At 25.8% G+C, this 13,825-nt stretch carries 16 protein-coding genes; 8 read left to right on the top strand and 8 right to left on the bottom strand.

Translation table 11 applies throughout. From position 1 onward, the window contains the following. The first annotated feature begins 135 nt into the window (after window positions 1-135). On the top strand, window positions 136-1,611 hold the full coding sequence (locus ACA135_RS03510) for a homoserine O-acetyltransferase (protein WP_409198918.1): 1,476 nt from the start codon (window positions 136-138) through the stop codon (window positions 1,609-1,611). 67 nt (window positions 1,612-1,678) lie between these two features. On the opposite strand, the gene ACA135_RS03505 is transcribed toward ACA135_RS03510, so the two are convergent. From ACA135_RS03505 to rnc, 3 genes are all read right to left on the bottom strand, one after another. Then, the gene (locus tag ACA135_RS03505) at window positions 1,679-3,316 is read right to left on the bottom strand and encodes a hypothetical protein (RefSeq protein WP_409198917.1); all 1,638 of its coding nucleotides are present in this window, start codon (window positions 3,314-3,316) and stop codon (window positions 1,679-1,681) included. A 121-nt stretch (window positions 3,317-3,437) separates the two neighbouring features. Further along, window positions 3,438-3,806: a hypothetical protein gene (locus tag ACA135_RS03500; RefSeq protein ID WP_409198916.1), complete on the bottom strand. Its 369-nt coding sequence runs from the start codon at window positions 3,804-3,806 to the stop codon at window positions 3,438-3,440. A 132-nt stretch (window positions 3,807-3,938) separates the two neighbouring features. After that, window positions 3,939-4,613, bottom strand: coding sequence for a ribonuclease III (gene rnc / locus ACA135_RS03495; RefSeq protein ID WP_409198915.1), 675 nt, complete (start codon window positions 4,611-4,613; stop codon window positions 3,939-3,941). Window positions 4,614-5,093: 480 nt separating this feature from the next. On the opposite strand from rnc, the gene ACA135_RS03490 reads away from it, so the two are divergent. Beyond that, complete coding sequence (locus ACA135_RS03490; RefSeq protein ID WP_409198914.1) at window positions 5,094-5,552, top strand: hypothetical protein; 459 nt, start codon at window positions 5,094-5,096, stop codon at window positions 5,550-5,552. Here the strand turns inward: ACA135_RS03490 and ACA135_RS03485 are convergent. From ACA135_RS03485 to ACA135_RS03475, 3 genes are all read right to left on the bottom strand, one after another. Then, window positions 5,549-6,115 (bottom strand): sugar O-acetyltransferase, encoded by a 567-nt coding sequence (locus ACA135_RS03485; protein ID WP_409198913.1) that lies wholly within the window; start codon window positions 6,113-6,115, stop codon window positions 5,549-5,551. The genes ACA135_RS03490 and ACA135_RS03485 overlap by 4 nt on opposite strands. Window positions 6,116-6,346: 231 nt before the next feature. Continuing rightward, window positions 6,347-6,532, bottom strand: coding sequence for a 50S ribosomal protein L37e (locus ACA135_RS03480; protein WP_409198912.1), 186 nt, complete (start codon window positions 6,530-6,532; stop codon window positions 6,347-6,349). Window positions 6,533-6,779: 247 nt separating this feature from the next. Beyond that, a complete protein-coding gene (locus tag ACA135_RS03475; RefSeq protein WP_409198911.1) occupies window positions 6,780-7,013 on the bottom strand; it encodes an LSm family protein in 234 nt (77 codons plus the stop codon). 338 nt (window positions 7,014-7,351) lie between these two features. On the opposite strand from ACA135_RS03475, the gene ACA135_RS03470 reads away from it, so the two are divergent. After that, the gene (locus ACA135_RS03470; protein WP_409198910.1) at window positions 7,352-7,828 is read left to right on the top strand and encodes an RNA-binding protein; all 477 of its coding nucleotides are present in this window, start codon (window positions 7,352-7,354) and stop codon (window positions 7,826-7,828) included. A 25-nt stretch (window positions 7,829-7,853) separates the two neighbouring features. Next, a complete protein-coding gene (arfB, locus tag ACA135_RS03465; protein ID WP_409198909.1) occupies window positions 7,854-8,546 on the top strand; it encodes a 2-amino-5-formylamino-6-ribosylaminopyrimidin-4(3H)-one 5'-monophosphate deformylase in 693 nt (230 codons plus the stop codon). A 34-nt stretch (window positions 8,547-8,580) separates the two neighbouring features. On the opposite strand, the gene ACA135_RS03460 is transcribed toward arfB, so the two are convergent. Next, window positions 8,581-9,786, bottom strand: a complete 1,206-nt coding sequence (locus tag ACA135_RS03460; RefSeq protein WP_409198908.1) for an ATP-binding protein — start codon at window positions 9,784-9,786, stop codon at window positions 8,581-8,583. Window positions 9,787-10,017: 231 nt separating this feature from the next. On the opposite strand from ACA135_RS03460, the gene ACA135_RS03455 reads away from it, so the two are divergent. Then, window positions 10,018-10,851, top strand: coding sequence for a methanogenesis marker 8 protein (locus ACA135_RS03455; protein ID WP_409198907.1), 834 nt, complete (start codon window positions 10,018-10,020; stop codon window positions 10,849-10,851). 61 nt (window positions 10,852-10,912) lie between these two features. On the opposite strand, the gene ACA135_RS03450 is transcribed toward ACA135_RS03455, so the two are convergent. After that, window positions 10,913-11,224 carry a hypothetical protein gene (locus ACA135_RS03450; protein WP_409198906.1) on the bottom strand — a complete coding sequence of 104 codons (312 nt, stop codon included), beginning with the start codon at window positions 11,222-11,224 and terminating at the stop codon, window positions 10,913-10,915. 367 nt (window positions 11,225-11,591) lie between these two features. On the opposite strand from ACA135_RS03450, the gene ACA135_RS03445 reads away from it, so the two are divergent. The 3 genes from ACA135_RS03445 to ACA135_RS03435 all read left to right on the top strand — a co-directional run bounded on the left by ACA135_RS03445 (window position 11,592) and on the right by ACA135_RS03435 (window position 13,820). Then, on the top strand, window positions 11,592-12,788 hold the full coding sequence (locus ACA135_RS03445) for an ATP-binding protein (RefSeq protein WP_409198905.1): 1,197 nt from the start codon (window positions 11,592-11,594) through the stop codon (window positions 12,786-12,788). Between the two features lie 18 nt (window positions 12,789-12,806). Beyond that, entirely contained in the window at window positions 12,807-13,052 is a 246-nt protein-coding gene (locus ACA135_RS03440; RefSeq protein ID WP_409198904.1) for a hypothetical protein, read from the top strand. 168 nt (window positions 13,053-13,220) lie between these two features. Then, entirely contained in the window at window positions 13,221-13,820 is a 600-nt protein-coding gene (locus tag ACA135_RS03435) for a YigZ family protein (protein ID WP_409198903.1), read from the top strand. Window positions 13,821-13,825: the final 5 nt, after the last annotated feature.

Genomic DNA, 13,825 nt, shown 5'->3' with positions numbered 1-13,825 from the left:
TGTTAAATAAACTTTAAATATAACAATCGTTAAAGTAGTTATTGATAAAAAATAATTAAATATTAGAACCAATAAAAAAATAATTAATAAAAAATTAAAGTTTTTATTAAAAAAAACTAATCGAAGGGATTAATAATGAAGACTAAATCTGTCGGCATAGTCAAACCATTAGCAGTAACATTATCTGAAGAAATTCAATTAGAATCAGGAAAATCAATAGATAATGTAACAATAGCTTACGAAACATACGGAAAATTAAACAAAGAAAAAAACAATGCCATATTAGTCTGTCACGCACTCACAGGAGATGCACATGCTGCAGGATGGCACGAAGGAGATAGTAAACCAGGATGGTGGGAAATCATAATAGGACCTGGAAAAGCATTAGATAGTGAAAAATATTTCATAATATGCAGCAACGTCCTAGGAGGATGCAAAGGAACAACAGGACCAGCAAGCATAAACCCAGAAACAGGAAAAGAATACGGAATAGACTTCCCAGTCATAACACTAAAAGACATAGTTAATGTAGAAAAAAAATTAATAGACCTACTTGGAATAGAAAAACTACTAGCAGTAATAGGAGGATCAATGGGAGGAATGCAAACCTTACAATGGACATTAAGTTATCCTGAAATGGTTAAAAAAGCAATACCAATAGCAACAACAGCAAGATCCAGCCCACAACAAATAGCATTCAACGAAGTAGGACGACAAGCAATAATCAAAGACCCATTTTGGCAAAACGGAGAATATTACCAAACAGACAAAGCACCAGAAGCAGGACTTGCAGTAGCAAGAATGATAGCACACATAACATACCTATCCGATGAATCAATGTATTTAAAATTTGGAAGAGACCTACAAGACAAAGATGAAGTAACCTATGATTTCACAACAGATTTCCAAGTAGAAAGTTACCTTCACCATCAAGGAAAAACATTTGTCAAAAGATTTGATGCAAATTCATATTTATACATTACAAAAGCAATAGACTTATTCGATTTAAGTGAAAATGGATCCCTCATTGACGGATTCAAACCAATAAAATCTAAAATAGAATACATTAATGTTGACAGTGACTGGTTATATACTAATGAACAAGCAGAAGAAATATTAAGAGCAATGCAAGCAAACGGCATAGAAATATCTTACAGTGAAATAAAAAGTAACTATGGACATGACGCATTCCTACTTGAAGGTGGACAATTAAACTACCTTATATCACGGTTCTTACAAGATAATATTGTGGAAGATTTAATGAACACTGAAGTAATGACCATTACAGAAGATGCCAAAATAAAAAAAGCAGCGAAAATTATGATGGACCATTATGTAACACACTTACCTGTTGTAACAGAGGATAATAAACTTATTGGAATCATAACTGCATGGGATCTTTCAAAGGCAATAGCACAAGGTGGAGAAGAATTAAAAGACGTGATGACTGAAGATGTTAAATTCTGTAAAAAAGATGAAACTATAAGAACAATAGCAGGTAGAATGAAAGATGACGATATAAGTTGTTTACCTGTAATAGATGATAATGATGAACTTATAGGCGTAATAACAACTGATTTAATAAGTCATTTATTCACAAACACAGTATAAAAAAATAGTAAAAAAAAATTTATTAGTTCTAAAAAAAAGAATTTATACTAATTCTTTAAAAGAACTTTTAATATTTCTTATGCATATAAAATCCAATTACAAGTGCAGCAAGTACAATAAAAGCACAAATAAAGTATTGTAAATTATCATTATTATTTTTATCATTAGTTTTATTCACTTTAACTTCAGTATACTTTTTTGAATCAGAACTTGATGAATCAGGATTAGCACCAACATTTGAATTAGTTTGAACATTCAAAGAATCAGAAACCTGATTTTCTTGACTAGAATCATTATGGAGTGAATTAGTTAAATTACCACTCATACTATTAAGTGACTTAGCTAAATTATTTAGAGTATTAGTTACTTGTGAAGATGCATTATTAGTTTTAATTGGATTAGTACTATTAGTACTAGGATTCACATTAACGGATGCTACAATAGTTGTAGCTACAGGTTCATAAGGAGTACTATTAGTACTAGGATTCACATTAACCCCATTATTATTTGAATTAGAATTATTTTGGGTAATCCATTTAACCGGATTATTTGTGAAATTATTAAAACTTACACGATCTGCCCAAGAATACTTATAATCACTTCCATTAATTGGATCGTTTGTACCCCAATAATTATTATCGAAATTTGTAGTTTTAGAAGTAGTTAAATCAATGAAAATATCTTGAGCTTCAATCCATGCACTATTATTCATAATAATATTATTATTATTAACTGTAGCTGTAGAAGGTATTCCAGGGGTTTCTTCATCAATAAAGATAGCTCCACCAAACATTCCAGCATAATTATTAGTAATAACAGAATCAAAAACATTTAAAGGTCCGGAAGTAATAATTGCCCCACCACGAGTACCTGCAGTATTATTATTAATTGTTGAATTATAAACACTTAATTTACCTGGCCAATTATATAAAGCTCCACCCCATTCTCTTGCTGTATTATTCTCAAATAAACAACCATAAATGTAAGTGGTTGAATAAACTCCAACACGAACAGCTCCACCATCACGGTAAGCATAATTTAAGGTGAAAACACTATTATAAATATAACTATCACCTTTATAAGTAGTAATAGCTCCACCATCATGACCTGCATAATTATTGCAGAAATAAGAATTATTCACAAACAAATAGGATTTAAGATCAACTTCACCACCACTATAAATACCTCCACCATTGATTGTATGAGCAGTGTTATTTATAAAATTACAATTATCAACATATAAAGAAGAATTCTGGGAATTTATACCACCACCAAAATCTGCACCCCATCCATTAATAAAAGTAAGATTTGACACATAAACAGTACTAAAATTATTTATAATAAAAATACTATTAGCTTTCTTACCATCAATAATCACATCATCAGAATTACCATTACCTGAAATAGAAATACTCTTATTAATAATAACTCCAGATTCATTATAAACTCCAGGATTTAAAATAATAGTACTATTTATAGCTGCTTTATTAACAGTATCATTTATAGAATCACCTGGATTAATATAAATAATATTAGGAGAATTAGTGCTAGATACACTATTATCTGTAGAGTTACTTATAATATTAGTGGAATTATCATTACTTGTTAAGCTTTCTGCTGATACACAAGTGATTGAAGATATTAATGCAAAAAGTAAGATTAAAATAACAATCTGTTTTATAGGTTTAAAATTTGTCACCTCCATTATCAATCATTTTTAATGAAAAACATGTCTATATGATAATATATTCACATCAATAAATAAAACTTACCCTTAAAAATTTAAGGATGAAAAATGAAAAAATAGTAATAAAAAAAAGAATATTTTATAATTTAAATTTAACAGCTAAAGTAGAAAAACCCTGATCCATATCAGTAGTAACACTAACACGATCAAATTTAGGGAAACTATCACGAATATGAACCAATTTACGTAAATCAATTTCTAATTCAGTAACATAAAATTCAAAACCATTATCAAAAAAATAAGTTTCTTTACGACACTTCAAACCAGCACCATAAAAAAATTCTTCAATTCTAGAATCTAAATCAAACATTTCATTAGAAGATAATTCTTTACCTTTAATAACACTTATAATATCATCTTCTAAACCCTCTTCTATAGGATATAAACGTAATTCTTGTTCCATTTCATTAAAACTTTCTAAAATACTATCTTTATTTAATTCAACCATAAAAATCACTCAAAAAAAAATAGAAAATTAATTTATATTTAAATTTTTCAAATATTCATAAAAATTAATAAATAAATTATAAAAACAGTGAATAATAATTAAAAAAAATCATTTACTATCCTAAAATATGCATTATTTACTTTCTATGTTTAATTTACTTATTGCTTCTTTAGCAGCTAATTGTTCTGCATCTTTCTTATTTTTACCTACTCCAGTTCCGTACTGTTCTCCATCTATTAAAATGCACATTTTAAATGTTTTATTATGAGGTAATCCTTTTTCTTCTAATAATTCATAATCGACTTTTACTTCATTTGCATCCCCATATTCTTTAATAGAAGATTTATAATCATAAAAAAAGATTAATTTTTGTTTTATATAAGGATAAATGGTTTCGATTAAAAATTTTTTTACTGTATCAAATCCTTGATCTAAATATATTGCTCCTAAGAAAGATTCAAAAACATCTGCTGTTATACTTAATACCTCGTTTTTTGTTAAGTAACTGTCTTCAAAATCTAATTTAACATATTGATCTAAACCAAATTTATGTGAGTAAAAGATTAATGCTTGTTGGCATACATAATTTGCCCGAATTTTTGTTAGTTTTCCTTCACCAAAATTAGGGTGCATTTTAAATAAAATGTCTGATACGATCATGTTTAATATAGAATCTCCTAAAAATTCTAATCTTTCATAATCTAAGGGTAATTCCTGTTTCACCGCATAAGAGGAATGTGTGAAAGCTGTTTCATATATATCTAAGTTGTTTGTTTTAATGTTAAATTTATTTAATAATTCGTTCATTCAAATCACAAAAAAATAAAGTAATTTTAAAGCTAATAAATATTTTATTCGTTTTTGTATTTAATTATTTTCCAAATTTTTCAAATCAAAACCTTTTTTTACTTTTCATTTGCTCTCGGATAAGTCATTTATAAACTAATTATTAAATTATTACTTAACCAAAATAAAAAGGAAAAATCTATAATAAAAATTAAATTTAATTAGATTAACCTTTTTAATATAGGTGTTTATTTAAATTAAAGGGATAAAAAAATATTTACAGATTAATAGATGATTTAAATGCTTAAAATTAAAATATGAATGTAAAATAATAGTAAAACAAAACATACACATTTTTTGAGTACTATTGATTTATACAAACATAATTTTAAAGTAAGCATAAACTAAAATCATGAAAATATTTTTCTTAATATATCCCTTAATTTTATGATTATAACAATTAAAAAAAAATAATGATTGAAAAAAAGAGGATAGATAAAAATGATATTAAATTGGTGTGAAGAAATTACAGAACTTGATCCTAGTATTGATTTTCGTAGATGTGGAGGATGGTTAAAAACTGTTGAAGGATTAGATAAAAGTGTAATGAATGGTTACAGTATTACTGGAGATTTTGTTAAAGCTGGAGACTATAAAGAAGAAATGAAAAATGGATTATATCTTGATTGTAATAAAGAAGGTAGGAAATCTAAACCTAAACAAGATATTCGTTTAATCAGATTACATGATGGGAAATTAACTTTAGTTGATCAAGTTTATGATGGTAAAAAGAATTGGGCTGTAGATTTATGGGATAGTATTGGTGAAGAATTAAATGCTAACTATAAACAGGATGAAGCTGAAAAATTAACTAGTTTAATTCTTGATAAAACTGGTAAAGATAAAAAATTAATTAATGATATTATTAATAATTTAAGTTTAAAAGTAGAAGATTTTTAAATTTTTTTAATTATTTTTCCAGGCACTCCAGCTACAATTACATTATCTTTAACATCTTTTGAAACTACTGCTCCTGCAGCTATTATACTATTTTTTCCAATTGTAACACCTGGCAATATTGTAGCATTAGTACCAATCCATACGTTTTCTTTAATATGTATAGGTTTAGAAATTAATGTAGTTCTTTCTTCTGGTTTTATTTTATGATTTGTGGTTATTAAATTTACTTTTGGCGCTATGATTACATTATCATCTATTGTTATTCCTCCTTGGTCTAGTAGGCTGCAGGAATGGTTTATGAAAATGTTTTTTCCAAGTTTTATATTATGACCATAGTCTAAGTATATAGGAGGTATTATGTATACTGATTCGTGTATTTTATAACCGAATTGTTTACTTAGTATTTTTCTTATTTCATCTTTACTTAGTATTGTAGTGTTTATTTTTTGTACTGTTTTTAATGTTTCATCGAATGTTTTGTAAAGATTTTGGATTTCTGGATCGGTTTGTTTGATTTCTTGTCCTTCTTGGATTCTTTGGAATATATTGTTTTCAGGTTTCATTTTTTTTAGTATAAGTTGAATTGGAATATATGTGTTTCTTTCTATACTTATTTTATTAAATTTAGAATGTGTGAGTTTTTCATTTCTTTTAAGGTTTATGGAGTATGTTTATTTTTTTGTTTTTATGGATTAATATAATTTTTTTAAAAAAAAAGTAGTTAATAATAATACATAAAAAAGTATTACTAAAATAGTATAAAAAAAAGAAAAAATAAATAAGTAAAAACCCATTTAAACTAATCTTTGACCAGTAACAGGTTTTTTATTTTGCCAATTGTAACTTCGCATCTTCTTAGATTTACCGAAACCACAAGAAGCACAAACTTTCTTACGAACATGGTAAGTGTTTCTACCACATCTTCTACAACGAATATGGGTTTTCTTATTCTTCTTACCCATACTAGGTGTTCCTTTCACTGCAAATTCCTCCCTTCAAACTTATTATCTATTAGTGAAATATCTTATAAGATTTAAATAAAAATTATATAATTCAACAAATAATTAACTAGAAAAAGAAAAAATATAATCTAAAAAAATAAATATTTTTTACTAATTAAATTAAAATAATTGAATAAAAATTTTAATAAAAGAAATATTTTAATAAAATAAAACATTCCCAAAAATATTACGCATATATATGTAATTAATCAAGAAAAAAGACTATCTAAGGTGAGATATATACTATATTATCTCCTCGAATGAGGACAGTACCTAATCTTCTTGCAACATCTCCATTTTCTAATTCTTCAGCATCATTAAGTACAAGATTCATATGTAAATCAAAACTTTTTAATGTACCTCTGAATTCACGATCTCCTTTGAGTTTGATCAATACTGGAGAGTTTAATGCTTGACCTAATGCGTCAAGTGGTCTTTGAACATTTTGTTGTCCGCTCATGATTATCACCTATACTATAATAAATATGTTAGCTTCCTATTTAAAGGTAACTATTAAAAAAATATTTAACAGTATCCAAATAAATAAAAACTACAAATTAATAATTTTTTTCTGTAATTTAATAATTAAAACAAAGCAAAAAAATAAAGCCCATTTTAAACAAATTATTAAATTAATTTAAAAATAAAATACTTATTTTAATGATTTAATCTTAATTACAACAATAATATAATATAGTCCAATAAAGTATATAAAGGTTTAGCCTTAAGTATAATAAATTATTAATCATATAAACAACAAAATAATAAAAATAATAAAGAATTAAATGGTGGAATAATTTGAAAGTCAAAAAACGATACTTCTTAAAGAAAAAAAAGATTAAAGAAATCAAAAAACAATTAGGAGAATACGGTACACTAATAAACAACAAAGATAGTGTAGAATTACTAGAAGTAGACCCAAACGATTTCGTTCTTGTAAATGGTAAACCATACATCATAATGATTAACAACAAACCATACCCAACACTAAAAGCAGCACTCTACGAAGATTTAAATTCAAAAACCGTAGTAGTAGATATGGGAGCAGTTAAATTCATGACAAACGGGGCAGATGTAATGAGTCCAGGAATAACACAAGCAGACTCTACAATAGAAAAAGGAGATGTGGTGTTAGTAGTGGATGAAAACCATCACAAACCATTAGTAATGGGAGAAAGTTTAATAACTGGTCCTGAAATGGAAGAAAATGATACAGGAAAAGCAATAAAAACATTACATTACATAGGCGACGATATCTGGGAATTCGAATTATAATAAAATTTGGGAGGATTAATATAAAATGGTGAAACTAAGACTAGAAGCAGGAAACATAAAAAACACAAGAGTTCATAAAGTAGGAGTACTAGCATTAGGATCACACCTTGAAAACCACGGCCCATCATTACCAATAGACACTGATGCAAAAATAGCTTCCTACGTATCACTCATTGCAAGTTTAAATAGTGGATGCAGATTTTTAGGTGTAGTATTCCCTGCATATGAATTACCAACAATACATCATGGTGTACACTACGAACTAAAAGATGTAGCTTACGAAATAACAAAAACATTAAAATCTGCAAAACAATACCTAAAAATTGATCGATGCATAATAGTAAATGGTCACGGTGGAAACATACCCATATACCAATACTTAGATTTTATAGAAGAAAAATCAGGAGTAACAATACAAGTAAATAATAGTATTGTAGAAAACGAAGGACCCCATGCTGCATCAGGAGAACTAAGTATGGGTAAAGTACTAGGAATACTTGATGAAAAGCAAATAAAAAACCAAGCAGATACTAATATTTATGGAGAAGTAGGATTATCACAATTTAAACAAGCAAGATTAGATGATCCGGGTATTGAATCAGGTGCACGAGACGTGGAAGAAAACGGTGTATACGTGGATAAGGTATATGGGGAACAATTAATAAACTTATGCGTAAGCAGTGTCCTATTTGATATAGAAAAATTAAGTGACTTCTAAAAAAAAAGTATTAAATTTTTATAATAAAAATTACTTAATATTCTTTTAAAAAATCAATGATATTATAATGTTTTATACCATCTTGTGAGAAGTCAAATTGATCTGCACTTATAACAATCTTTGGGAAATTATCATTAATTTTTAATAATTCACCAAATTCTCTTTCTTTTGTTTTTTTACTATCTAATAAGTAAGTTACTTGAATATAAACTTTTTGATCATGTTTTTTACAAATCAAATCTATTTCTTTATTTTTTATCTCACCAATGGTTACCTTATAACCTAATCTTAACATTTCATTATAAACAATGTTTTCAAAAACTTGACTTAAATCTCTATTATTACATAAACATAATGCTTGACGAAAACCATGATCAGTTAAGTAATATTTTTCTTTAGATTTCAAAACTTTTTTACTTACTAAATCTTCTCTTTTTACTTTATGTATCAAACATGCATTTTCACAATAACTTAAATAATTGTATAATGTATTTGGACTTACATTGATTCCTTGATTTTTGAAATATTTAGAAATACTATAACCCGAAAATGTATGTCCAATATTTAAACTTATATAATGCATTAAATTGTTTAAAACCTTTGGATTTTTAACATTATACTTAGTTACTACATCTTTTAAGAGTATTGCATTATATAAATCTTCTAAGTACATTAATTTATTATCTTCATCTAATGTTAAGAGAATAGGTAATCCTCCATATGCAATATATTCATTAAATATTTCCCAATTACTTTTTTTCTTATTATTTTCTTGATAATATTGTGATATTTCCTTAAAACTAAATGGATAAATTGGGATTTCAATATATCTTCCTGTAAGATAAGTACTTAATTCCCCACTTAATAATTTACTATTTGAACCTGTAATATAAATATCACATTTAAAATCTAACATAAAACCATTAATGCTTCTTTCCCATCCATCTACATTTTGTATTTCATCAAAAAAAAGATAAACTTTATTTTTTTTATTTTCTAAAATTTTTGTAATATAATTGTTTAATTCTTCATTAGTTTTTATGTTTTGAAATTTGGATGAGTCAAAATTTAAATAAATTATATTAGATTTTAATATTCCCTTGTTTTCTAATTCTTCCATTATTAATTTTAGCATTACAGATTTTCCGCAACGACGTATACCAGTTAAAACTTTTATGATATCTTTATCAATTAATGGTTTAATTTTATTTAAATAAGAATCTCTTTTTAATGTATACATTTTTAAAACCTTTTTATAAATTTTTTAAAAAATTGTTTCCAATTATATTATATATAAATAGAATATTCCATATAAACTTTTTTAAATACACTGAAAAAAATAGGAAAAAACATACAAATTTTAAATACACTGAAAAAAATTATAAAAATGAATCTAAAAACTTTAATAACTTAAAAAAAATAGGAAAAAACATATATAAGATTTAAATCTAAATATTTTAATAGTGATAAAATGGATGAACACATTATTGAAGCATTAGGTAAATCTAAAATAGTGATTAAAGATGGGAAAATTGTAAACATTGGTGAACCAAAAATAGATTACTGCCCACTATTTCATAAACATAGAAATATTGAAAAACTTACTAAAGATAAAATAAAAGAAAACATTGAATTTCGTATAAAAGATTTTGGTATGTGCACAGCAGAACGTGAAATCAGAATGAAAGACTTCTTAACATTCGGAATCTCTGAAATAACATCATCATTAATTGAAGAAAATATTATAGATTGTGCCGTAATGGTCTGTGAAGGTTGTGGAACCGTAATATTAGATAATCCTGAAATTGTTCAAGGAGTAGGTGGAAGAGTATCTGGACTTATAAAAACAAGCCCTATACCTGAAATAATAGAAAAAATAGGTATTGAAAATGTAGCAGATCCCAAGAATACTACAATTAATCAAGTTGAAGGTGTGAAACTTGCAATAAATAGAGGTTTTAAAAATATTGTTGTAACTTTTGCAGGTTGTGATGGTTTAAATGAAATCCAGAAATTAAAAGATTCTAATCCTGATGTTAATATTTACATTTTTGGTGTTCACACCACAGGTTTAAGCAAGAAAGATGCAAGTGAATTAATAAGTAATTGTGAAATTATAACTGCTTGTGCTTCTAAATATGTTTGGGAGATTTGTGAAGAAAATAATGTTTATAAAGTAGGTGAATCTGTACCTATTTATGCTATAACTCCAAAGGGTGCTGAATTTTTAAAATTGAGATTAGATAAAATTGGTGGAGTTAAGCCTAAAAAAGATAATCCTAGAATACCTGAACCATTAATTTAAAATTTTTTTAAAAAAAAGTAGAATAAAATTGTGAATCTCCCATATAATTAAAACGGGAGATTTAATAACCATTACTTATAGAGGAGTCTTCACTATATTGGGTTTCATTGCTTGTATCCATTCCGAGTAATGATTTTACAGTATCTTTAACATTTGTTAAGATATCTTGATTATTATTAGAAGATTGAGTATTTGAATCCCCATCACTTACTGAATAATCAGAACTTACACTACCTGTATCACCATTATCAGATCCTGTGATTGATGATGTTTGAAATGCACCATATGTTGCCATTGCACAGCAGGCACTTAAACCGAATGCTATTATTGCAATTACAAAAAATACTAATGCTGTTGCTGCTTTATTTGCCATTTATTTTTTCACCATCCTTCAATAAAATTTTTGTTAATATAATTCTTTGTATATGTATGTTTATTATTAAATATAAATTTGGCCCCAAATATTAAAAACTTGTTTTTCTGATTTTTATTTTTTTAATAATTTTAAATTTATAATTTAACAGTAAATTTATTAGTTAATCTAAATTTTTTTTAAATACTCATTTTTTTTGAGTGTATTTTTTAGTTTTAGAGTAAAAATTAAAAATTTACTAAATTTTGTATGTACAGTATAAAAATTTAGTAATTGCATATTTTTTGCAGTTGTAGACGCAAAACTTTTATATATTATGAAGACAAACAAAAAAACGTGACTAAAAAAATAGTCAAAAGTGAAAAAAATGACAATAGAAAGAGAAATATACACGAATCAAATCAAAGAACTAATAGACCAAAACTGTATAAAAATACTAGCCGGAATAAAAAGAGCAGGTAAAACAAAAATACTAAAAAATACAATAGAAGAATTAAAAAAAAGACAAACCAAAAAAGAAAACATTACAGAAATTAATTTTGAAAATGGAACATACCACAAAATCAAAAATAATACCCAACTAGACAAAATACTAGAAAAAAAAATTACAAAAGAAAAACAATACATATTCTTTTATGAAATCCAAAATGTAGAAAACTGGAATGAAAGTATAAATAAATTACAAAACACCAACACTGATATTTACCTCACAATCAGCAATAAACACAAATTAAACGAAAAATTACAAAGATTAAAACAAGATTATAAGATAATAAAAATCTATCCCTTAAATTTTAAAGAAATAATAGAATCAAAAAAAGAAAAAAAAGAAAAATACAATGAAAAATTAATATTTGAAGAATACTTAATATCTGGAGGAATACCATACGTTTCTAATTTAAATGAAGATTTAAAACTCACTTATTTAGAAGATTTATATAATTCCATAATTTTCAAAGAAGTAGTTCAAAAAAATCCCATAAAAAGTACTATGATCCTAGATCAATTAATAAGATTCATCACATTAAACATTGGTTTCCCATTCTCAGCAAATAGTATTTCAAAATATTTCAAAAAACAAGGCCTAAAAATTAGTCACGAAACAGTTTATAATTACTTAACTTACTGTGAAGAAGCATACTTCATACACAAAGTAAAAAGAGAAGATTTAATAGAAGATAAAGTCCTAAAAACTAATGAAAAATTTTACCTAACAGACCACGGATTCAGACAAGCATTATGTTTAAATAACACAGAATGTTTAAGTCAAATCTTAGAAAACATAGTTTATATGGAAATGTTAAGACGTGGCTATAGTATTACAATAGGTAAACTAAGAGATAAAGAAATAGACTTTATTTGCATTAAAAATGATGAAAAAATTTACTTCCAAATTACAGATTATTTAACCTGTGAAAATGATGAAAAAAGAGAATTTGGAGAATTATTAAAAATTGAAAATAATTATCCAAAATTCGTAATAAGTGCAGATGAAACTGATTTTTCACAAAAAGGAATAAAACATTATAATATAATAGAATTTTTAAAAACCAAATCAATATAATAAAAGGATTGATAAAAAATGTTAGTAGAACTTATAGCACTTATTGGTGCTGCAGAATTAGATAATTTATTAATTGGTACTTTATCTGGAGCAAATGGTGTTCCATTTTGGATGATTTTAGCTGTTGATATCGTTTTAACTGTAATAGTATTATGTGTTGGAAATTATTTTGGAGGATACTTCCAAAGCTATCATGAATTAATATCAAGAATCGCTGGTGTTGTTTTCATAATCATTGGTGTAAAAATGTTTTTATTACTATAAAAAAAGAAAATTTATAATTTTCAATTTAAAAAATCTTTTTTAAAATACTACTTACTTCTTTTAATTATTAAATATGGATCTCTTAAAAAAAATAGTTTTTAAAGAATAATATTAAAATATTAAAAAAAACAGAAAAAACTATAATTAAATTTTGGTGACTACTTTTTTATGAAAACCATTAAACAAACATATATTAATGAATTAAACATTAAAAAATCAGAATTCATCTGTAGATTAATACCTTCAACTAATGAAAAACAAGCCAAAGAAATAATTAAACAAATATCTGAGGAATTTAAAGATGCAACCCATAATTGCACTGCTTATATTGTAGAAGATGGTGAAGGTTATGATGATAATGGTGAACCTAGTGGAACTGCTGGAAGACCTATGCTTAATATTTTAAAGAAAAATAATCTTCAAAACATCACAGCAATAGTAACTAGATATTTTGGTGGAATAAAATTAGGTGCTGGAGGACTTGTTAGAGCATATAGTAAAAGTGTGCAAAACACTTTAGAAACCGCAGAAATAGTTGAAATGGAAAAATACCAAACAGTTCAATTAATATTTTCTTACACTATTATAAAGAATGTGGATAATGAAATTAGAAACCATAACTTAAGAATAATTAAAAAAGAGTATGTGGAAGATGTGAAATACATTATAGCTTTATTAGATGTTAAACTTTTAGAGTCTATTAAAAGCAAATTACAAAATCAAATACGAATAATTAGTCTTGGTGAAAAATTCCTTGAAAAGCAATGAAATCT

Origin of the sequence: Methanobrevibacter acididurans (genome assembly GCF_046197875.1) — an archaeon.
Classification (GTDB): Archaea; Methanobacteriota; Methanobacteria; order Methanobacteriales; family Methanobacteriaceae; genus Methanobrevibacter_A; species Methanobrevibacter_A acididurans.
This window is presented reverse-complemented; position numbering and strand designations above follow the sequence as displayed.

Excerpts from the sequence above, each read along its gene's own strand:
- ACA135_RS03475 (WP_409198911.1), bottom strand. The coding sequence starts at position 7,013 with ATGAGCGGACAACAAAATGTTCAAAGACCACTTGACGCATTAGGTCAA.
- ACA135_RS03490 (WP_409198914.1), top strand. The coding sequence starts at position 5,094 with ATGATATTAAATTGGTGTGAAGAAATTACAGAACTTGATCCTAGTATT.
- ACA135_RS03460 (WP_409198908.1), bottom strand. The coding sequence starts at position 9,786 with ATGTATACATTAAAAAGAGATTCTTATTTAAATAAAATTAAACCATTA.
- ACA135_RS03445 (WP_409198905.1), top strand. The coding sequence starts at position 11,592 with ATGACAATAGAAAGAGAAATATACACGAATCAAATCAAAGAACTAATA.
- ACA135_RS03455 (WP_409198907.1), top strand. The coding sequence starts at position 10,018 with ATGGATGAACACATTATTGAAGCATTAGGTAAATCTAAAATAGTGATT.
- rnc (WP_409198915.1), bottom strand. The coding sequence starts at position 4,613 with ATGAACGAATTATTAAATAAATTTAACATTAAAACAAACAACTTAGAT.
- ACA135_RS03485 (WP_409198913.1), bottom strand. The coding sequence starts at position 6,115 with ATGAAACCTGAAAACAATATATTCCAAAGAATCCAAGAAGGACAAGAA.
- ACA135_RS03435 (WP_409198903.1), top strand. The coding sequence starts at position 13,221 with ATGAAAACCATTAAACAAACATATATTAATGAATTAAACATTAAAAAA.
- ACA135_RS03440 (WP_409198904.1), top strand. The coding sequence starts at position 12,807 with ATGTTAGTAGAACTTATAGCACTTATTGGTGCTGCAGAATTAGATAAT.
- ACA135_RS03450 (WP_409198906.1), bottom strand. The coding sequence starts at position 11,224 with ATGGCAAATAAAGCAGCAACAGCATTAGTATTTTTTGTAATTGCAATA.
- ACA135_RS03500 (WP_409198916.1), bottom strand. The coding sequence starts at position 3,806 with ATGGTTGAATTAAATAAAGATAGTATTTTAGAAAGTTTTAATGAAATG.
- ACA135_RS03505 (WP_409198917.1), bottom strand. The coding sequence starts at position 3,316 with ATGGAGGTGACAAATTTTAAACCTATAAAACAGATTGTTATTTTAATC.
- arfB (WP_409198909.1), top strand. The coding sequence starts at position 7,854 with ATGGTGAAACTAAGACTAGAAGCAGGAAACATAAAAAACACAAGAGTT.
- ACA135_RS03510 (WP_409198918.1), top strand. The coding sequence starts at position 136 with ATGAAGACTAAATCTGTCGGCATAGTCAAACCATTAGCAGTAACATTA.